Consider the following 18,618-nt stretch of genomic DNA (forward strand, 5'->3'; position numbering starts at 1 on the left):
CCGTTCGCCCGGTATACACCGGGCGATACCTGTTCGATCTTCGCGATAGCTGGGCAGTTTTCCGCCGCTTGAGAGGTCATGGATATACCCAGCAGGGAGGTAGCAATTGCAGCGCTGACTAATATTTTGTTCATGATATTCCTTTGTTTGAAAATTCAATTCTTGATGTGTGTAGGCTTACGTGCGGATTTTTGGCGTGGTGAGAGGATGGAAGCTTTTTGGGTCTGCCAGTTGGTTGCATATTTTCTATACGGTGCGTAACGGCAAGTTTGTTGTCTGTTGTCTCGTTATAAAGGCATCTATGCTTTATTGCTGATTTGACCGTATTCAATGTACATGGGTTATCTTAGGCGCTAGACTATTTACTGTCTGCGCCTTCAGGCCTTAATTGTGTGTAGGAAATGACGTTAGTTCGTGTGGGGATGGTGGGGGGGAGTTTTTGGAACCCTGGCCGTATATCCGTCACGCTAGATCTGATAAAAATCAACCTGAAGGCCGCCATCACTGCAATAAGAAAATGGAAAATATCCCTCTTATCCGTTCGTAATCGAACCAGGCGGTGACGCTCGGCTATTCGGCGTCTCGTGGAAGGGGAAACCTGTCAGGTTCCCCCTTGTCGTTCTGTCATTGCATGTTTGGACGGTGTTGTTTTCCGACGGACAGTGGTCTATTTAACGAGCGTGAAGGTGCATTTCTCTGGATCGATTTCTTCACACACGTGATTGATCATGCCAAAGTAACCATCTTCTTTTTTCCAGTAATTTCCTTCGGTTTTTACGATGACGTCTTTTCCGTCTTTTCCGATGAAGCGCATGTTTAACTTGTTGTCTTTTTCTATAGTGTACTCACAATATTGTAATCGTTGCGGTGCGCTGTCACTCTCCTGAGTGACAGTTGCAAGTTTAAAGGAAAGCACCTTGAGGTTTTTTTCTATCTCTGTTGAGGACGTCCCTCTCCATTGTCCATTTTCCCCGCTTGCGGTGTAGCCGCTTGCATTATCCTGCTGAATTTTAGAGAGCACTGGGCAGTTTTCGCTCGCCTGGGCGGCCGCCGCAATTAACAGCAGGCATGACCCAGTCATGGCGCTGAATAATCTGTTCATCATAAATAGTCCTTTATTTATGTTTAATAGTTATTGGGCACGATCGATACAGATAACCGTTTTGTGAGTATGCGTTGCCGTTGTTGTTTGTCAAGGCACTCCGAATACAATATTTGGCACTTAAAAAGCAAGCAGGCCAACTGATTGCACTGTTCTATCCACTCAGTAGCAATGCTTGCTGCAGGCTGGGCTTTATCAGAGTATCCAGCGACGCTTTTTCAATGTGTGCTCGCCATGCTGTACCACAACTTTATTTCGACAGGCTTTTCATCGATAAACACCTGTTTTCGTTACACGTTCTTCTACCTCCTTGCAGGATCACGTTGATCATCGGGTCATACACCGTTACCAGCAGGTGGTCCGTGAACCATGGGCCAGGCGACTTAGAGGTCTCCCGCCAAAGGCCTGGTCGGATTCGATGAGCCAGTAAACAGTTTGTCGGCTGTGGTGCCGCTAACCGACTCCCCCCTCAACCCCACCCGCATATCCGCCCCACTAGGCTGCTGATACAAACTCAGCCCGAACTCCGGCATCACGGTAATCAGACAATCGAAAATATCTCTCTGTATCCGCTTGTATTCAATCCACACCGTGTTGCGGGTGAAACGTTAGATATCCGTCGGGATGTCCCGCGTGGTGCGGCTCAGCTGGCGTCAGTCGTGAGTGGCGTGTCTTTCGATAGTCGATAGATCGATTCTGACGTTTCGCCGTTGAACAGAACGCTCAAAGATCCTGTGCCTATCATTTCTGTCGCAACCAGCAGGCGCGAGTTTCCGGCTCGCTCGTGAGCTTGGTCAGCCAATATGTGTTGCGTGATGCCAAAGATGTTTGGCATTAAATTCTGTTGCCTTTAGACAGATTGCAGGGCTCACAGAGGAGCTGCAGATTTCGAACGGTATTGCTCCCTCCACGTGAAAACGGAACGATATGATCAAAGCACAACAGCTGGCGAGTACCACATTCGACACACATGCCTGCGTCGCGCTGCCAGACCTCTCGCTGCACTGATCGGGGGATCGCTTCTCGCCTTGGTGCGGGCGGTTTCGGGGCGGGCATACTGGAGACATCGACACGAATCGGCTCGCGCTTAGCGTCGTGAGAAGGTTGCTCAAGCTTACTGGTATCTGCACTTGCGGAAGCAAGCTCGTTTCCTGCCGTTAACGCTCGTATGTACTCAACCAAGTCGTTGAGTTCTCTATCAGTCGTGAGGATAAACTTGAGCGCGGGTAGGCCTTTCTTGAGCCCCTCAGAAGCGTAGGTGCCGCTATGGCGACCTGCTTCACCAGGATATTCCAGCGCCATCTTTGGAATTTCCTGATTATCTGGGGGGTAGGGCAGCCAAACGTTACAAGCGTCCTGCCTTTTGGGTTGATCTACCTCAACCACCACTCCAATGTCTAAAATCCGGAATGCCTTTACCTTGACGCGTTCGCGAACAGGGTCCCCGAACTCCGTGGAGAAGCGCTCGATCACTTTTTGCTTCAGCATAACTTTCCCTGAAATTTTGGCGGTTGTTGCGGCGCAGGTACGGCTATGAAACGCCTACGCGTCACTCCATGCCCGTCGACACGAGTGAGTTCAAAAGCGCTGGTGATTGCGTTTGTCGATGGTGTCAAGCCGGAAGCGCTTCGCGCTCTGGGCTCCATAGCCGCTCAACCGCCCATAATGGCTGACCGCCTTGAAAAATTCGTATAGCTGCAATGTAGGCATCGTATGTTGATCTATCAAACTTCGTCCATGCCTTGCCCAGTGCCTTCGCAATAGCAAGCTTGCTCCGAAAGACCTTGAGATCGCTTTTATGATCAATTTCAATGGATGAATTCAAGGCTTTCAGAAGCACCGCGTCGAGCGGTGGATGCAAGTTCTTCACGTGCGGATGGTCGTGGTATCCGGCGCAGACGATCTTGATCTTCAGGTACATGTTCACAAGCTTCTGCGCGCGACCGTAGGTGCATACGAGCGCCTCGCGTGCGTCAGGCTCGCCTTTTGTGCGCTTGGGGTAATAGACACCTTGGGAAGCATCAATGACCGCTTGAATCCGCTCGTGAATAAAGTCGTTCATTTTTTCGGAGGGAGGCAAATGGTCGGCTGTGTTGATTGCTCCCAAACCAGACTTCTCAATCAGATGTTTTGCCATAGCAATGGTATGGCCAGGCCCTTGTCGGGAGTAGGCTCTACCTGCCCCCCAAACAGCTAAACTGTGCCGGTGCTCATAAATGTCATACATGCTGAATTTCCCCGGTTTCATTGACCGCGATACCCCCTTCCAAACACTTTCAAATCGCAACCTCAACGCTTCCGCGGCCAATCATCTGTGGCTTTGCCCAAAACCTTCCCTCCTCAGAATATGTGCGCGCCCCGAAGTGCTCGCTCATGATCGGCTTCATATCCAATGTTTCCACGGCGTCTTTGACTGCGGCCCTGAAATGCTCGAATCCTTTTACCACGGAGCTTATGAACACCTTCATCAGTACATCCTCTGACGCTGCCTCATGTGCAGATCTGGACTGCTGCCCGGTGGGATTGTTGCAGCTAATCTTGGTATTGAAGGGCGGATAAACGACCATATGATCAAACGCCTCTACATTCAGATCGGACGCCGTACCATTTGTTATCGGGGCGCTCAGCTCTGCTCAAGGCCCTGCACGAACACCTTTCTCCTGAGCTTCCTTTACCAGCCGCTCACGGTCTGCAGGAAGCAGCATCCGGGCTTCAATCAGCGAATCTGCAGCTTTACTCACGGCAGACACATAAGCCTCCTTCGTGGGGTAGCGTTCCTCGAGGGAAAGGCGAGGATCTCCGGCCGCGATTCGCTCTTTCTTCGTCACGGCAAAGGGGAGAAAGCTGCCTTGGAAGTTACAAAAGCCACCATCAAAAAACTCGGGACGGAAGGTGTTCCAACCCGTGTAAGTCCCGATGGGAGCACCCAGATACACATCCCGAACGCCACCGACATCAATTCCGTCTGCATCCACTTGAGGCACCAGAAGGCCGTAACTGCCAACCCCCGATTTCGGCGGTTCGTTTGTGAGAATGCCAGAGCTGTCTTCGGGGCGAAAGTCAGGTCCAAAATCAAGCACTTGCAGGCTATTGACGGCACCGGTGTAGGGGAGCGCGGGTCGCGTAACGCCACCATAATTGGTCGCGGGGATGAGTGGGAAACTGACCCTGTCCGCCGGCACGAGGGTGCCGTCAGCCACAGAAGGCTTTATCGACGCTGGCGGTGTCGTCTCATCACGAACCCAGCCAACGAGATTGATGAACGCTGCGCGCATTGTCCAGGTGTGTGGATTTGGATTTGATTGAACCTGACAAAGCCCAAAGGGTGGGTTAACCGGGAGTGGCAAAGACGGCGGTGCATGCTGCGTACTTGCCATAATAAAGGTGCGGACGTTTTCCGGTTCAGGTGTATCGCGCAAGCCAAGTGGATCGGTAAGGCCAAGCGACTGGCGTCCCTCCCAAAGTTCAAGTGCCGTTGCCATGTGGAATATCAGAGGGCAAGTATTGTTATCGTTGCAGCGATCCAGCAAACCCTGCGAGCGTCCGGTAACAGGATCGGTTTCCCGGCCATAGGTAAACGGAAAATCGTAAGCAGGGTAGTCATGATCTACCTGCTGGCCCCACGCCCGGCCAGGTTGAGCAAATCGAATGTTGAGCGGCATCAGGCCGCCACCGATATGCGGCATCGCACCATCATAGACCCGCTGACCTTCCTCGCTGCGGTTGAAACCCAGCGCGATCATGCTGCGAATGAATCGCCCGGCCTGTGACGAGCCAGTGATAATCGACTTGACCTTAGGCCCATGCACTACAGGGTTGGGCACACCGGTATCGTCATGCTCAGACTGCTGGAAAAACGCACCAACATCCCGTGCGATAGCAAAACCAATACCCATTACCGCCGGCTCCTTGGCCCGGTAAATCAGCTCGTAAAGCTTACCGGGCTGAAAACCAGCGGGTAGGCATATCTGGATTTCGTTCGGCGTATTGCAATCGCCAAACTTCCAGTCATTCACTGGAATTTCCTGTCTGGGCGCATTTGCTCGCGATCGCACCGTCAATGTCGGACGAAAGCCATCCGCGAGCACTTTGGTATTGTCGGTTTCAACCGATTTGTAGCTCGTATGAGGCGGCGTGGAGGTGAACCAACCTGCGGACAGATTAAGGCTGACGGTCGGCGAGAGCGTGGTCAACTCACTGCGCACCACACCTGTTACCGGCGCCCCATCAGTATTTATGGCCGTCGGTAATTGCACCATCATGCGGTTGTCGCCCGGGGCAACGTCCCCCTGCCAGGCAAACGCGATCAGCGTCGTACCCTGGCGCTGTAGAAAACCGTCCCCGGCGACTTCGAAGTTGTTGAACGCTGCTGGACTACCCCGCATATCAGCGTTGAACAATAACATCGCGCGCTTAGAGCCTCGATTTGGCACATCAAATAGAAGAATGTCAGTCGATTTAGCCACGTCAGCGGGACGCAGGATTGCAACATCAGTGGTGTATTCAACCATCCCACGACCGTTACGGGGCGCAAGTTCGATGTCTTGAATAATCTTGTTTTCAGACGCTCTTGGGTCTAACTCACCATGAGCGCGCGCAAAGACGCGCTCGTAAGCCCCTGTATTCCCAAAGCTTTCGCCTCCGAACGCGGGTTCGGTTCGCAGGATTTCCAATTGTGTAATACGGGCTTGGGCGGGTGCTGCAACGATCATCATGAAGCTTGCAAACGCTGCAGCATGAAACAGGCGATTCATCTTTAACCCCCGATTTGTCATTTTTTATAGGTGGCTTTTGATGCTCTGATCAGTAAACGTCTAGCGAAGTCACCTCACCAACGCCTGGGCAGCAGGCATGAGAGCCTGGCTAAATAAATGTGCCATCTGTCGACCGAGGGCGACTGGACTACCAATCGCCAAGGGACCGATTTTTCGCAGGTACAACTAGCGAATCGCACGACACTCAAGATACTTGAGGTCGGTCAGATCTACCAACTGCTTGCGCATAGGCACGCAGGCCAATTGGAGCCCGGAGGGGGAGTTGTAAACAGCTTGCGCGCTTGCGGTGAAGCCACAGCGCTGATAAAAACTTTCAGCATTCAGCGTGGCTTCAAGGTGGATCTCAGCAAGCCCCGCGTTTCGGGCTAGATGCTCAAGATGAGTGACCATCTTTTTGCCTATGCCTTGGCCCATGAACTTGGGTAACACGAAGATTGCCTCCAGCTCCCCGCTCTGAAGATTTATCAGCCCTGTAGCCACAGGAAGTCCATTGACGCACGCCAAGTGATAATCGTTTTCCACCCATGATCTGTATTTATCCGTGAGTGGAACGCAAATCCAAGCCATCACTTGAGCATTCGTGTAAACGGTGCTGCATTGGTTCTGAATTGCCTGAAAGCGGATATCGAATGCTGCCTCAGCATCACAACGCTCAGCTCGACGAATCTGCAACATCTTCACACTCCTGAGATTGGCCATCCTGAACGGAGAATGAGAAAGCCCCGTCCATTTCTGACGGGGCTTTAGTCAATGCGCCTAGTGCCTACGCGCGCATCACCCTATGGCCCGCCCAAGGCGGTCATCAAGGTGCGCATCATGTTCAACCGGTAGGTAATAGTCATGAATTTATAGTCTGGGGATTTCTCTCAACTGTCAATATTGGCGCCTATAAACCTATGCAGGCTGTCGAGCAGGCGTCCAGCGGTGTGGCAGAAACTCTGTAATTTCACTCGCCCGATGCGTCGGCAGTCGCATCAGCACATCGTTGAGATAGGCATACGGATCATGCCCATTCATGTGTAGTGGTCTAATGACTCCGGACACTCATTTAGGCGAGAATATCGCCAGATAGAGGTGTCTGATGACCAAACAACGCCGTAACTTTTCCACTGAATTCAAGCGCGAGGCAGCAGGCCTCGTGCTTGATCAAGGCTACAGCCACATCGAGGCCTCACGTTCGCTGGGAGTTGTCGAGTCTGCGCCGCGTGGCGGGGTGAGCCAGCTCTAGCAGGAGCGCAATGGCGTAACCCCGCAGAGCAAAGCCCTGACGCCAGAGCAGCAGAAAATCCAGGAACTGGAAGCCCGGATTGCCCGTCTTGAGCGGGAGAAATCCGTTTTAAAAAAGGACACCTCACTCTTGCTACTACGAGAATTGCTTGCGACGTCGGGCTCCACCCCCCCCCAAAAAAAAAACCGGTTCGTCTGCGAACTGTTCAGGCAAAATCGAAGCGCTGCCGACAGCCGCAGCATCGTGTCATAAAGCGACCAAATGCTTTATGAATTGAGTCGAGTTGTCATTAAGAATAACGGCGCCAAGCAGTGTTTCAGATGTTCGGTTTGCACAAGTTTCGTCGAATTCAATCGGGATTCCTTCATCAGCAAACAGGCTTTTCAATGCCTCCGCAGTGCTGACTGAGAAATCACCCTCTCTATTTCCTCCATGCAGGGCTACGCGCATTGTTAGCCCCTGTTCCTTAATATCCCGCAGATAATCGCGCACAGAGGCTAAAACTTGTTCTGGCATAAGGTCTTCGCGGCGAAAAGGGAGTAGATGGAATACGCGAACTTTCGCCCCCGGCCTACGTTCACCCGTGCCGGCATCTACGTTTTCCGCCGCACACGCGACAGCAATGCACGCACTCATGTTGTCTGCGATGACAGGCATATTTACCTGGCTCGTGCCGGCACTGTATAAATGCCGAGTCCCTCCATCATTGGGAACATTGCAGTTGAATCCGGCCACTTTGACAGTCGTGGTTCTGTCAATCTGGAAACTGTAATCCAGGCCTGTTTCAGAGTGATATACCTGCACCCATGGAAGTATGGATTGACTACGGTCCTTTATTAAATTACCGCGATGCCGCCTTTCTGCTTGATAAGCCGCTAAAGAAACCATGCTAAGGGTATAATCTCCGCCGCACCGCGCGAGTTGAAAATGAGAAAATGTTGCAGGACGTTCATCCTCCTCGTCTGAGGCTCTATAGCTCGCAGATGCCGTTTGATGACTAGATGCAGACCTAGCATTTGAAGGGTTTACAGGCACTTCCCAGCGGTCGCTATCACTGTAGCTGTAGCTGCTGCCAGAATGTTTTGAAATACATAGTCCCATGACGGTTCTCTCTTCGATGTAGGATTAAGCGATAGGCGCGCAGCGACATAACCGAAAGCTTAGTGTGATCGTTGCCACGCCCCACATGGCAAATGTATAGGATTCGCTAGTTTGCTTTCTGTTGGTTATGTGATGTTTGGATTTCGATTGCGATACTGCTCAATATCGAGCGGGCGGCACACGTTTGAATGGTATGTGCTGAACAGTTGGATACGCGCATGCGTGTAGCTCAAAAGAAAGCTACTGAGTGGCTAAAACTCTTCAGCGGTTCCATATCCCCAAATCACGATAGCGGGGAGCGATGGAATCACTACCCCATTCCAAAAACCTTCAAATCCCAACCTCAACACTCTCTCGTCCAGTCAGCTGTGACTTGACTCATAGTCTCCCCCCTCAACCCCACCCGCATATCCGCCCCACTAGGCTGCTGATACAACCCCAACCCGAACTCCGGCATTACCGTAATCAGATAATCGAAAATATCCCCCTGTATCCGCTCGTACTCAACCCACACCGTCGTGCGCGTGAAGCAGTAGATTTCCAGCGGAATGCCCTGCGACGTAGGCTCCAGCTGACGAACCATGCAGGTCATGCCTGAATTGATATCGACGTGGCTCTTCAGGTACGCCAGGGCGTAGGCGCGGAAGGTGCCGATGTTGGTCATGCGTCGGCGGTTGGCGGACATTTGTGCGACGTTGCCTTGTGCCTGGTTCCAGGCCAGCAGTTCGGCCTGTTTGCGGCCGATGTAGTCGGTGAGCAGGTGGATTTGCATCAGTTGTTGCTCTTCATCGTCACGCACGAAGCGCACGCCGCTGGCGTCGATGAACAGGCTGCGTTTGATGCGCCGTCCGCCGGATTGCTGCATGCCGCGCCAGTTGCGGAACGATTCGGACATCAGGCGCCAGGTGGGGATGGAGACGATGGTTTTGTCGAAGTTCTGCACTTTGACGGTGTGCAGGGTGATGTCCACCACGTCGCCATCCGCGCCCACTTGCGGCATTTCGATCCAGTCGCCAACGCGCAGCATGTCGTTGCTGGTCAGCTGCACACTGGCGACGAAGGAGAGCAGGGTGTCCTTGTAGACCAACAGGATGACCGCCGACATGGCGCCAAGGCCGGACAGCAGTAGCAGGGGCGAACGGTCGATCAGGGTGGCGACGATGATGATCGCGGCGAAGACGTAGAGGATCATCTTCGACAGTTGCACGTAGCCTTTGATCGAGCGCGTGCGGGCGTGTTCGGTGCGCGCGTAGATGTCCAGCAGAGCGTTGAGCAGGGCACCGATGGCCAGGGTCATGAACAGGATGGTGAAGGCCATGGCTATATTGCCGATGACGTTTTTGCCTGCCGCACTCAGGCCCGGGACCAGGGTCAGTCCGAACTGGATGACCAGCGACGGTACCATCTGCGCGAGACGATGGAAGACCTTGTTGTGACGGAAGTCGTTAACCCAATGCAGGGACGGCTGACGGCCGAGCATCTTCACCGCGTACAGGACCACAAAGCGCGCCACACGGCCAAGTACCAGCGCGGCGGTCAGCAACAGGACCAGTGCCAGCCCGGTGCGTACCCACGGGTGCTGGTCGAGCATGTCCCAGAGTTCCTGGGTCTTGAGCCAAAGCGAGTGAATGTCCATAAAAGCATCGGGCCCGTTGAGCGAAGAGGGGGCGTGATTAAAGCACTTACGGATCAGAAGGAGCGAGCCCCTTATGACAGGACACACAATAATCGCTGTCATGATGGTCGGTCGAACTCTTTGATCCCGCCATTCTGTCTCGTGCTCCGCCGATACGTTAGAATTCAAATTCAAAAAGGGAACAGGCAGAGAGGCCTGTTCCAATATCGCTAAGGGTTGAATTCCATGCTGGCTATCATGGAAGATATAGTAAATGTCTATAGGGATTTCAAATATGCATGAACAAGCGTTGTTGACAGAAGATCATCCAAGTCTTGGAAATGCCGGTGCGTTAGTCGGAATAGACCAAATCGAAGAGTTATACAAGACATCGGTATCAGCCAATAATGCTGTCAAAGTGAAATGTGCTAATTCCTCATGTGGCGTCAAGGTAAGCATCGTCATACCAGACAAGGAAAAAGCAGGCAGAAAAACTTCACCCTCTGCTCACTTCCGGGGGCATCACCCTGAGGGGTGTGATAGAAAGCCCCAAACCTCATCTACAACAACTACCAGCGCATCCTCGCAGCTCAAAGCGAACCCGGTGAAAAAAGAGTTTCCACAGGTATGGATAGATCCACTCACTGCAGCAGTGAACTCATCTGGACGTCTGCTTGAGCCTGCGAACAACGGTGAATTGCGGTCAGGATCCGGGGTTGGCGGGCGCTCCAGAGAGGGTTTTGGTACCAGCGAAGGTCATTCTGGGGGGGTGGGAAAGTTTGCGAGGGCATGGCTGAAAATGACGGTGCAGTCCAGAAAAAGCAATCCCTTGAAAGCACCATGGAACCCTGAAGGCACCTATGATTCTGCTTTTTACTCGTTTGAGCTCAATAGCACCAAATTTCTTGGGAAAGTGGGCACCAAGATATTTACTGCTCCAGTTATTTCCGTAGATAAGGTCGGGGGAGATTTTTATTTAGGTCTACAAGAGAAAGCCCTTGGGCAAGCTCCGAAGGTTGTCGTGCTAAAGTCAGAAGTCTTTGAGGTGGGAGCAGCCGGGCGCGCATTGCTGAACCAGCTGAATACGTTTGACTTGGCCCAAAAAGTCTATCTGTTTTGTTATGGCTCTTTTAAATATAACGCTGGTGCCAGTCAGTCCGAATTGGTGGTGAAGCACCCGCATTTTATTTATATTGATTTACCCGCATTGTGAAGAAACCTCATCTTTTGATGCGCCGCTGACGTCGGTTGCAAACGCAATGGGTGGATCTGAATGTCGCCTCCTGGTTACTCCCGATACCTCACCGCCTCGACAAACGCACTGAACGCCGGCGACGCCTGTCGCCGGTTCGGGTAATACAAGTGAAAGCCTTCGAAATACGGGCTCCAGTCGACCAGCACTTCTTTCAGGCGGCCACTGGCAATGTGCGGCTCGGCCATGGAGTCCGGCACGTAGGCCAGGCCCACGCCGTCCAGTGCGGCGTTGAGCACATGAATCATGCTGTTCGACGTGAATTGCCCGTTGACTCGTAGGTTGAGCTTGCGGCTGTCCTTCTCGAATTCCCAGGCGTAGCAGCTGCCGTTTGGCGAATGACGGATGTTGATGCAGGTGTGCTGGGTCAGGTCCTGCGGTTGAAGGGGAACGGGGTGTCGCTCGAAGTAGGCGGGCGACCCGACCACTGACAAGCGCCAGTCAGGCCCGAGACGCACGGCGATCATGTCCTTGCTGATGGATTCACCCAGGCGGATGCCTGCATCGAAACGTTCGCTGACAATATTGGTGAAGCCGTAGTCGATGCAGACCTCGATCTGGATATCCGGGTACTGCGCGAGAAACCCTGCAAGCATCGGGCGGATGATGCCTTCGGCGGCGTCATCGGAGCAGGTAATGCGAATGGTGCCAGCGGGCTTGTCGCGCAGTTCGGCCAATACTTCGACTTCCACGGCAATCTGATCCAGCAGCGGCCCGATCGAACGCATCAGCCTTTCGCCGGCTTCGGTCGGTGCCACGTTACGCGTGGTTCTTGTCAGCAGGCGCAGGCCCATGCGCTCCTCAAGCCCTCTCATGCTGTGGCTCAGGGCCGAGGGAGTGACGCCCAGTTTGGTCGCGGCCTTGGTAAAGCTCTGATCTCGGGCCACCAGCAGGAAGGCTTGCAGGTCATTGAGTTTCGGTGTGCTCATTGCTGAGTATCTCTCACAAGCGCGTGGAAATTATGGCGTCTAATAATCCTAATCCCTTTGCCCTAACCTGTGCCGACTATTTTTAACGTCGCCAGGTCAGGACGCATGCAAGCATTTGATTCAACTCTGCAGCAGCCCTCCAGAACCGCACATCCCCCTGCATGGTGCGCTGTATTTTCGATGGCGCTGTGTGTGGTGGTGCTGATTGCCTCGGAGTTCATGCCGGTCAGCCTGCTGACGCCGATCGCGCAGGACCTCGGCATCAGCCAGGGTCAGGCAGGGCAGGCAATATCGATCTCGGGTTTTTTTGCAGTATTGACCAGCCTGCTGAACACACCGCTGACCGGGCATCTTGACCGCAAACCGGTGCTGCTGGGCTTCAGCCTGCTGTTGCTGGTATCCGGGGTGATCGTCACGCTGGCGTCCAACGGCTGGTTGTTCATGGCGGGCCGTGCGTTGCTCGGGATTGCCATTGGCGGTTTCTGGTCGATGTCGACGGCGACCGTAATGAAGCTGGTGCCCGAAGAGTCTGTTTCCAAGGGCCTTGCACTGATCAACGGCGGTAATGCGCTGGCGGCCACAGTAGCAGCGCCGTTGGGCAGCTTCATGGGCCAATACATCGGTTGGCGTGGCGCGTTTTTTCTGGTTATTCCGCTCGCTGCTCTGGCGTTTGCCTGGCAGTGGCTAAGCCTTCCGGCAATGAACAGCCAGCCGGGCAAGCGGGCGCGCAATCCGTTTCGCCTGCTGGGTAACCCGCAAGTGGCCATCGGCATGGCCGCCATCCTGTTGCTGTTCATGGGCCAGTTCGCCGTCTTCACCTATTTGCGCCCGTTTCTGGAAGAGATCACCGGGGTCAGCGTCAACTCCCTGTCCCTGATGCTTTTGGCGCTGGGGGCCAGCGGGCTGGCCGGCACCTACCTGATCGGCAGGCTGCTGCACAAAGGCCTGTATGCCTGCCTGATCGGCATTCCGCTGCTGATGGCGGTGCTGGCCGGGTTGCTCACCGGTCTCGGCCATTCGCCACAGGCCGTCGCCATCGTGCTTGCCGCCTGGGGGCTGATCGCCACGCCTGCGCCTGTTGCCTGGGGCCTTTGGCTGAGTAGAACGCTGCCCGACGACGCCGAGGCCGGTGGCGGGTTGATGGTGGCAACCATTCAATTGGCGATCACCGCCGGAGCAGGCATCGGCGGCGCACTGTTCGACAACCTCGGCTGGTGGAGCCCGTTCGCGTTTGGAGGCTTGGTGCTGGCGGGTTCGGCCGCACTTGCTGCGGCGGCGCGACGCGATGCTCGTATTGATCAATAACGTCACAAACAAGTGCTGAAAAGAACGCGGGTCAATCACTTAACAAGGGAACACGCCATGAAAAAGTTTCTTTTGATGTTGGGGCTTTTAATAAGCTCATACGCTGCGACAGGAGCAGACATGTCTCACGGTGCTGATAATTTCTACACAAGCGATAAAGTCACTGCGCAAAAAGTGCTGTTCACTAATCAGTACAAGATGAAAGTCGGCGGCAGCCTGTTCATCCCCAAAGGTTCGAACCCGAATGTTAAAGCTCCGGCAATCATCGTCGGCCATCCCATGGGTGCCGTGAAGGAGCAAAGCGCCAATCTTTATGCGCAGAAACTGGCCGAGCAGGGCTTCGTCACGCTATCGCTGGACCTGTCATTCTGGGGCGACAGTGAAGGCCTGCCGCGTAACGCTGTTTCGCCGGATATCTATGCCGAAGACTTCAGCGCCGCAGTGGACTTTCTCGGCACCCAGACCTTTGTGGACAAGAATCGCATCGGGGTTCTGGGCATCTGCGGCAGTGGCAGCTTTGTCATCAGTGCCGCGAAGATCGACCCGCGCATGAAAGCTATCGCCACCGTCAGCATGTACGACATGGGTGCCGCCAATCGCAATGGTCTGAAACATTCGCAAACCCTGGCTCAGCGCAAGAAGATCATTGAGCAAGCGGCACTGCAACGCGACGTGGAATACAGCGGTGGCGATACGGCCTACACCAGCGGCACCGTACACAAACTGACTGACAAATCCGGCCCGATCGAACGTGAGTTCTATGATTTCTATCGCACGCCACGGGGCGAGTTCACGCCCGAAGGCCAGTCCCCCGAACTGACCACTCACCCGACGCTGACCAGCAACGTCAAGTTCATGAACTTCTATCCGTTCAACGACATCGAGACGATATCGCCACGCCCGATGCTGTTCATTGCCGGTTCGGCTGCGCACTCTCTGGAGTTCAGCGAGGAGGCCTACAAACTGGCCGGTCAGCCCAAGCAACTGATTATCGTACCGGGCGCGGGGCATGTGGACCTTTATGATCGGGTCGATCTCATCCCGTTCGACAAGCTGGGTGAGTTCTTCAAGAAAAACCTGAAGTAATCAGCCCGTCCTGAATACTTCAAAAGGCCCTGCAACAGCAGGGCCTTTTTCGTCGTCAGCCTTTTGCGACTCCAAATCCGACCGCCACTGCACCCTGGTGACAGAAACTGTCCCCCTCCCCACTTACCATGGCACGGACAAGGCAAAGCCCTTGATGAGCACTTGACGCAGCGGAGACTGTTGTTGCCTTGGCAATTGAATCAGTAGCTGATTGAGGAAAATCACCATGTCCAGTGTTGAGCCGCTTGATCCGTCGTTTCCATTAAGCCAACAGATGGGAATCGATGCTGCCCCCATCGTGTTAATCAACGTCTGCACTATGTCAGCTGAGGACGAAGCAGCCTTCCTCGTCGCGTGGGCAGCAGACGCTGCGTTCATGAAAAAACAACCTGGTTTCATCTCGACGCAGCTGCATCGCGCCTTGGGAGACAGCCCAACGTATCTCAACTACGCAGTGTTCGAGTCTGCGCAGTCCTGGCGCACCGCTTTCAAACACCCCGACTTCCGCGAGATCGCCAAGGCACATCCGCCATCGGCGGTATTTCGCCCGCATCTGTTTCAAAAAGTCGCTGTAGCGAATTTATGCACAGCCTAACGATGGGAATTCCACTCCCGACAGTTATTGACGCAGTAAGAGGACTACTTATGAAAGCCGTTCAGTTCAACGAATATGGTGGCACCGATGTATTGAAGATCGTCGACATAGACCCTCCGTACGCGGGGCCGGGTGAGGTGCGCATTAAAGTGCAGGCGGTCGGTGTCAATCCCATCGACTGGAAAATACGCGCGGGGTATGTTCATGACTTCATGCCCGTTAGCTTCCCCGCCGGTGTCGGCTCAGAGGCGGCAGGCATTATTGATGAGGTCGGCGAGGGTGTTTCAGGGTTTGCAGTCGGTGACGTCGTTTTTGGCTACGGACGAAACACATTGGCGGAACAGGCAGTCCTGAGAAGTTGGGCGTTTGTGCCGCGCAACATGCCCATCGAGGTGGCAGGTGGTTTGCCTGTCATTGTTGAAACCGCTACCCGTATCCTCGATCACGTCAATATCAAGGCTGGCGAAACGCTCTTGATAACGGGCGCGGCCGGGGGTGTCGGATCTGCCGCCATCCAGATGGCACTGCATCGCGGCGCCATCGTGATCGGTACGGCGAGTGCTCTCAAGCATGAGTACATTCGCAGCCTGGGCGCTGTGCCGACCACCTACGAACCCGGCCTGGCCGCGAGAGTGCAGGCCTTGGCACCCAACGGCGTAAATGCCGCGCTAGACCTGGCCGGGGCGGGCACCGTGCCTGAACTGGTTGCCATTGTCGGCGATGCCAGCCGGGTCGTGTCCATTTCTGATGTGACGGCTCCGCAGCATGGCGTGGTTTTCTCTGCGAAATCGCTCGACCATCCCGAGCGGGCGTTTGAAGAAGCGGCGCGCTTGTATGAGATGGGAGCGCTTGATCTGCGTATCGAGCAGACCTTTTCGATCGGGCAAATCGCCACTGCTCAAGCGATCAGCGCCGCCGGGCGCGTGACCGGCAAGCTCGTCATTACAATGGCTTGATCAAAACACCGGGTCGCGGCCTGCGTCTGCAGGCCGTGACAGGTTTGAAGCTTTAAAGGTGCGCTCCAGGCTGCGCTGCTCACAGTCGCAGTATTCAAAGTAATCATGATCTTTTTACGAGAGCAACTTTATGAGCGCAACGTCAGTAGGGGAGTTGCAGCAATGAACCTGAGCGCCAAGACGGTACTGATCACTGGCGGTACACGCGGTATAGGCCTTGAACTCGCCCGTCGCTTTTTGGCCATGGGAAACGTGGTCATCGTTACAGGGCGTGATGAGGCAGGATTACAGGCAGTCCAGCGTGAGTTGCCGGGTGTAAAGGCAATACGCAGTGACGTCGGCCGACCCGAAGACATCGTGAGGTTACATGAGCAACTGATGCAGGAGTTTCCGACGCTCGACATTCTGGTGAATAATGCAGGCATCATGCGCAACATCGAACTTTCCGCGCTCCGCTCGCTTGATGATGTAGCGCTTGAAGTCGACGTTGATCTGAATGGCCCCATTCGAATGGTGCAGCAGTTTCTCCCGCACCTTCTCGGCCGACCCCAGGCAATGATCGTCAACATCACTTCAGGGCTAGCGTTCGTCCCCTTTCCTGTGTCCCCGATCTACAGCGCTGCTAAAGCCGGGTTACATGCTTACACCCGCGCATTGCGTGTGCAACTCAAAAAGACCTCGCTCAAAGTGATCGAAATTGCTCCGCCGAGTACCGATACTGCGTTGTTCAACAACCTGGTGAGCGGGCACGCGTCAAAAGGCCCGGCACCTATGCCCCTCGCCAAGCTGGCGGATCAGGCGATGGCAGGTATCGCAGCAGGAAAGGCCGAGATTCGCCCAGGCTTGAGCCAGATGCTGTATTTGCTGAGTCGCATCGCGCCGGAGTTCGGATTACGGCAATTGGCCAAGGCGTCGGGATACTGAGCGCCAGGATTGGGCGGTACTGAAAAACGGGTCGATGAAAAGGCCCAGCTGTTTTGTTCATGGCATTCAGGGCAGGGCGAAGATTGCGAGGGCGGTTGCTCGTATCAGCAGGTCTCGCCCCGGACGTTGCAAGGCAAAATCTCCAGTGCACGCCACTCCTTGATAAGTTGGCGGCGGTTGCCCGTGTAGCGTTCAGCCAGAACTTGCGCCTGCGCGATGTCATCCATGTCGATCACCCGGTATCGGCTGTCGCCCTCACACCAGGCCGCCAGATGTCGCCTGGACTCGATGAAGCCGAGCATGATCGGCCAGATGATCTGCGGGTCCTTGGGCGCATGCTCTATCGAAAGCGTGATGCTCAGCTTGTGCTGGTCGCGAAGCGCGCGGCGAATTTCGCTCAGGTCGATGGTCGTTGCAGCGCTGAGCGGTTTGCTGATGTAGAACGTTTCGTCTTCCAGTGTCGGACGCATCTCCACAGGCAAAACGGCGCTGATTTTGGCCAGGGCATTTTTTACGGCGAAGGCGAACTTATCGTCCGTCTGGCGACTGACCCACTGCGCGCCGATCATCAGCGCCTGCACTTCCTCTTCCGTGAACGACAATGGGGGCAACAGAAAACCGGGCTTGAGGATATACCCCAGACCCGGCTCGCCGTCGATATCGGCACCCATGCCTTGCAGGGTCGCAACATCGCGGCGGATGGTGCGCAGTGAAACGCCCAGTTCCTGCGCAAGAGACGCGCCCGATACCGTCCTGCGATGTCGTCGGAGCGCTTGCATCAACTCAAACAAACGATGACTTCTGGCCATGCCTACTCCATCGCGATAACACCTTTGCCACCGAGCTTGCGACCTTTCTCAAGTTCGTGGATCAGTTTGATTGCGCTGCTCAAGGGAACGACTTCACCCACCGGGATCTTGAAGGTGCCCCTGCTGGCAGCTTCGGCCAGCTTATCCAGAATCTCGACGCGTGGCGAACCTATGATGGGCTTGAGCCTGCGATCGAAGAGGGCGCGTATGAACTTGCCGGGGCCAGGGTTCAGGTCCAGAAACACCCCGCCCGGTTTTAACATTTCAACGCCTTCCGATACCGTCAGCGTTGCGGCGGTGTCGTACACCACGTCGAAACGTGCGGGAATAGCCGATACGTGGGTGGTTCTATAGTCGTAGACATTCTGTACACCCAGCGCCTTTGCCCGCTCGAAATCCCTGGCACTGCAGCTGCCGGAGACCGTAGCACCGAGGTAAAGCGCGATCTGCACCGCCGCTTCACCGACCGCTCCCGAGCAGCCGTTGATGAACACATGCTGGCCTGCCTGCAGCTTCGCTTTGTCGATCAGCCCATTCCAGGCGGTGATGCCCGGCGTGCCGATGCAGGCTGCATCTTCGAAAGAAAGCGACGCGGGTTTTTTGGCCAGAAACGTTTCTCTGGTCACGACAGCCTGACCAAATGCGCCGCTTTCCTTGAAACGTGCAAGCCCCAGCACCGCGTCGCCTACCTTGAGCCGAGTGACGTCCGCGCCGACCGCGGTGACAGCGCCCGAAAAGTCCATGCCCATTGCCCGGGGGAACGCTTTGCCGGTGACGATCTTCATCATCCCGTTACGCAGTTTCCAGTCGATCGGGTTAATAGCGGCAAACCGGACCTGCACAGCCACCTCGCCTTTTCCGGGCGCGGACAACTCGAAATCCTCAAGCCGCATCAGCTCCGGGCCGCCGTATTTGCTGTATTGAATGCGCTTCATCAGTCA

At 54.8% G+C, this 18,618-nt stretch carries 17 protein-coding genes and 4 pseudogenes; 7 read left to right on the forward strand and 14 right to left on the reverse strand.

What is annotated here, in order from left to right; all coding sequences use genetic code 11:
* From ALO80_RS32750 to ALO80_RS30230, 9 genes and pseudogenes are all read right to left on the reverse strand, one after another.
* Positions 1–134 (reverse strand): annotated as a pseudogene (locus tag ALO80_RS32750) (DUF3757 domain-containing protein); the annotation flags it as partial.
* Positions 135–667: 533 nt separating this feature from the next.
* The gene (locus ALO80_RS27775) at positions 668–1,105 is read right to left on the reverse strand and encodes a DUF3757 domain-containing protein (RefSeq protein WP_055011285.1); all 438 of its coding nucleotides are present in this window, start codon (positions 1,103–1,105) and stop codon (positions 668–670) included.
* A gap of 380 nt (positions 1,106–1,485) precedes the next feature.
* Positions 1,486–1,755, reverse strand: a pseudogene (locus ALO80_RS32150) (hypothetical protein); the annotation flags it as partial.
* A gap of 181 nt (positions 1,756–1,936) precedes the next feature.
* Positions 1,937–2,590: an HNH endonuclease gene (locus tag ALO80_RS27790; RefSeq protein ID WP_055011288.1), complete on the reverse strand. Its 654-nt coding sequence runs from the start codon at positions 2,588–2,590 to the stop codon at positions 1,937–1,939.
* A 124-nt stretch (positions 2,591–2,714) separates the two neighbouring features.
* Complete coding sequence (locus ALO80_RS27795) at positions 2,715–3,329, reverse strand: hypothetical protein (RefSeq protein ID WP_055011358.1); 615 nt, start codon at positions 3,327–3,329, stop codon at positions 2,715–2,717.
* Positions 3,330–3,378: 49 nt separating this feature from the next.
* Positions 3,379–3,570: a DUF4062 domain-containing protein gene (locus ALO80_RS30225; protein WP_223813491.1), complete on the reverse strand. Its 192-nt coding sequence runs from the start codon at positions 3,568–3,570 to the stop codon at positions 3,379–3,381.
* A gap of 165 nt (positions 3,571–3,735) precedes the next feature.
* Entirely contained in the window at positions 3,736–5,856 is a 2,121-nt protein-coding gene (locus tag ALO80_RS27805; protein ID WP_055011359.1) for an alpha/beta hydrolase domain-containing protein, read from the reverse strand.
* 186 nt (positions 5,857–6,042) lie between these two features.
* Complete coding sequence (locus ALO80_RS27810; protein ID WP_055011290.1) at positions 6,043–6,552, reverse strand: GNAT family N-acetyltransferase; 510 nt, start codon at positions 6,550–6,552, stop codon at positions 6,043–6,045.
* 219 nt (positions 6,553–6,771) lie between these two features.
* Positions 6,772–6,894: pseudogene (locus ALO80_RS30230) on the reverse strand (transposase domain-containing protein); the annotation flags it as partial.
* 64 nt (positions 6,895–6,958) lie between these two features.
* Between ALO80_RS30230 and ALO80_RS27815 the strand changes: the two are divergent.
* Positions 6,959–7,222, forward strand: a pseudogene (locus tag ALO80_RS27815) (transposase); the annotation flags it as partial.
* Between the two features lie 129 nt (positions 7,223–7,351).
* On the opposite strand, the gene xopAF reads toward ALO80_RS27815, so the two are convergent.
* Positions 7,352–8,206 (reverse strand): XopAF/AvrXv3 family type III secretion system effector, encoded by an 855-nt coding sequence (xopAF, locus tag ALO80_RS32155; RefSeq protein ID WP_083493436.1) that lies wholly within the window; start codon positions 8,204–8,206, stop codon positions 7,352–7,354.
* A gap of 343 nt (positions 8,207–8,549) precedes the next feature.
* Complete coding sequence (locus tag ALO80_RS27825) at positions 8,550–9,842, reverse strand: mechanosensitive ion channel family protein (RefSeq protein WP_055011291.1); 1,293 nt, start codon at positions 9,840–9,842, stop codon at positions 8,550–8,552.
* 253 nt (positions 9,843–10,095) lie between these two features.
* Here ALO80_RS27825 and ALO80_RS31150 point away from each other — a divergent pair, with 253 nt between their 5' ends.
* The gene (locus ALO80_RS31150) at positions 10,096–11,034 is read left to right on the forward strand and encodes a hypothetical protein (RefSeq protein WP_144434259.1); all 939 of its coding nucleotides are present in this window, start codon (positions 10,096–10,098) and stop codon (positions 11,032–11,034) included.
* A 74-nt stretch (positions 11,035–11,108) separates the two neighbouring features.
* Here ALO80_RS31150 and ALO80_RS27835 read toward each other — a convergent pair whose 3' ends face one another.
* Positions 11,109–12,002 (reverse strand): LysR family transcriptional regulator, encoded by an 894-nt coding sequence (locus ALO80_RS27835; protein ID WP_055011293.1) that lies wholly within the window; start codon positions 12,000–12,002, stop codon positions 11,109–11,111.
* A 105-nt stretch (positions 12,003–12,107) separates the two neighbouring features.
* Between ALO80_RS27835 and ALO80_RS27840 the strand changes: the two genes are divergently transcribed.
* From ALO80_RS27840 to ALO80_RS27860, 5 genes are all read left to right on the forward strand, one after another.
* A complete protein-coding gene (locus ALO80_RS27840) occupies positions 12,108–13,307 on the forward strand; it encodes an MFS transporter (RefSeq protein ID WP_055011294.1) in 1,200 nt (399 codons plus the stop codon).
* Positions 13,308–13,364: 57 nt separating this feature from the next.
* Positions 13,365–14,393, forward strand: a complete 1,029-nt coding sequence (locus tag ALO80_RS27845) for an alpha/beta hydrolase (protein ID WP_055011295.1) — start codon at positions 13,365–13,367, stop codon at positions 14,391–14,393.
* A 226-nt stretch (positions 14,394–14,619) separates the two neighbouring features.
* Complete coding sequence (locus ALO80_RS27850) at positions 14,620–14,988, forward strand: antibiotic biosynthesis monooxygenase family protein (protein ID WP_055011296.1); 369 nt, start codon at positions 14,620–14,622, stop codon at positions 14,986–14,988.
* Positions 14,989–15,038: 50 nt separating this feature from the next.
* Positions 15,039–15,944 (forward strand): NADP-dependent oxidoreductase, encoded by a 906-nt coding sequence (locus ALO80_RS27855; protein ID WP_055011297.1) that lies wholly within the window; start codon positions 15,039–15,041, stop codon positions 15,942–15,944.
* Between the two features lie 162 nt (positions 15,945–16,106).
* A complete protein-coding gene (locus ALO80_RS27860) occupies positions 16,107–16,868 on the forward strand; it encodes an SDR family oxidoreductase (RefSeq protein ID WP_055011298.1) in 762 nt (253 codons plus the stop codon).
* A 104-nt stretch (positions 16,869–16,972) separates the two neighbouring features.
* Here the strand turns inward: ALO80_RS27860 and ALO80_RS27865 are convergent, their stop codons facing one another.
* Positions 16,973–17,677, reverse strand: a complete 705-nt coding sequence (locus tag ALO80_RS27865) for a helix-turn-helix transcriptional regulator (RefSeq protein WP_055011299.1) — start codon at positions 17,675–17,677, stop codon at positions 16,973–16,975.
* A gap of 2 nt (positions 17,678–17,679) precedes the next feature.
* On the reverse strand, positions 17,680–18,612 hold the full coding sequence (locus ALO80_RS27870; protein ID WP_055011300.1) for an NAD(P)-dependent alcohol dehydrogenase: 933 nt from the start codon (positions 18,610–18,612) through the stop codon (positions 17,680–17,682).
* Positions 18,613–18,618 lie beyond the last annotated feature (6 nt).

The organism is Pseudomonas caricapapayae (assembly GCF_001400735.1).
Lineage (GTDB): Bacteria > Pseudomonadota > Gammaproteobacteria > Pseudomonadales > Pseudomonadaceae > Aquipseudomonas > Aquipseudomonas caricapapayae.

Excerpts from the sequence above, each read along its gene's own strand:
- ALO80_RS27775 (WP_055011285.1), bottom strand. The coding sequence starts at position 1,105 with ATGATGAACAGATTATTCAGCGCCATGACTGGGTCATGCCTGCTGTTA.
- ALO80_RS27790 (WP_055011288.1), bottom strand. The coding sequence starts at position 2,590 with ATGCTGAAGCAAAAAGTGATCGAGCGCTTCTCCACGGAGTTCGGGGAC.
- ALO80_RS27795 (WP_055011358.1), bottom strand. The coding sequence starts at position 3,329 with ATGTATGACATTTATGAGCACCGGCACAGTTTAGCTGTTTGGGGGGCA.
- ALO80_RS30225 (WP_223813491.1), bottom strand. The coding sequence starts at position 3,570 with ATGAAGGTGTTCATAAGCTCCGTGGTAAAAGGATTCGAGCATTTCAGG.
- ALO80_RS27805 (WP_055011359.1), bottom strand. The coding sequence starts at position 5,856 with ATGAATCGCCTGTTTCATGCTGCAGCGTTTGCAAGCTTCATGATGATC.
- ALO80_RS27810 (WP_055011290.1), bottom strand. The coding sequence starts at position 6,552 with ATGTTGCAGATTCGTCGAGCTGAGCGTTGTGATGCTGAGGCAGCATTC.
- xopAF (WP_083493436.1), bottom strand. The coding sequence starts at position 8,206 with ATGGGACTATGTATTTCAAAACATTCTGGCAGCAGCTACAGCTACAGT.
- ALO80_RS27825 (WP_055011291.1), bottom strand. The coding sequence starts at position 9,842 with ATGGACATTCACTCGCTTTGGCTCAAGACCCAGGAACTCTGGGACATG.
- ALO80_RS31150 (WP_144434259.1), top strand. The coding sequence starts at position 10,096 with ATGTCTATAGGGATTTCAAATATGCATGAACAAGCGTTGTTGACAGAA.
- ALO80_RS27835 (WP_055011293.1), bottom strand. The coding sequence starts at position 12,002 with ATGAGCACACCGAAACTCAATGACCTGCAAGCCTTCCTGCTGGTGGCC.
- ALO80_RS27840 (WP_055011294.1), top strand. The coding sequence starts at position 12,108 with ATGCAAGCATTTGATTCAACTCTGCAGCAGCCCTCCAGAACCGCACAT.
- ALO80_RS27845 (WP_055011295.1), top strand. The coding sequence starts at position 13,365 with ATGAAAAAGTTTCTTTTGATGTTGGGGCTTTTAATAAGCTCATACGCT.
- ALO80_RS27850 (WP_055011296.1), top strand. The coding sequence starts at position 14,620 with ATGTCCAGTGTTGAGCCGCTTGATCCGTCGTTTCCATTAAGCCAACAG.
- ALO80_RS27855 (WP_055011297.1), top strand. The coding sequence starts at position 15,039 with ATGAAAGCCGTTCAGTTCAACGAATATGGTGGCACCGATGTATTGAAG.
- ALO80_RS27860 (WP_055011298.1), top strand. The coding sequence starts at position 16,107 with ATGAACCTGAGCGCCAAGACGGTACTGATCACTGGCGGTACACGCGGT.
- ALO80_RS27865 (WP_055011299.1), bottom strand. The coding sequence starts at position 17,677 with ATGGCCAGAAGTCATCGTTTGTTTGAGTTGATGCAAGCGCTCCGACGA.
- ALO80_RS27870 (WP_055011300.1), bottom strand. The coding sequence starts at position 18,612 with ATGAAGCGCATTCAATACAGCAAATACGGCGGCCCGGAGCTGATGCGG.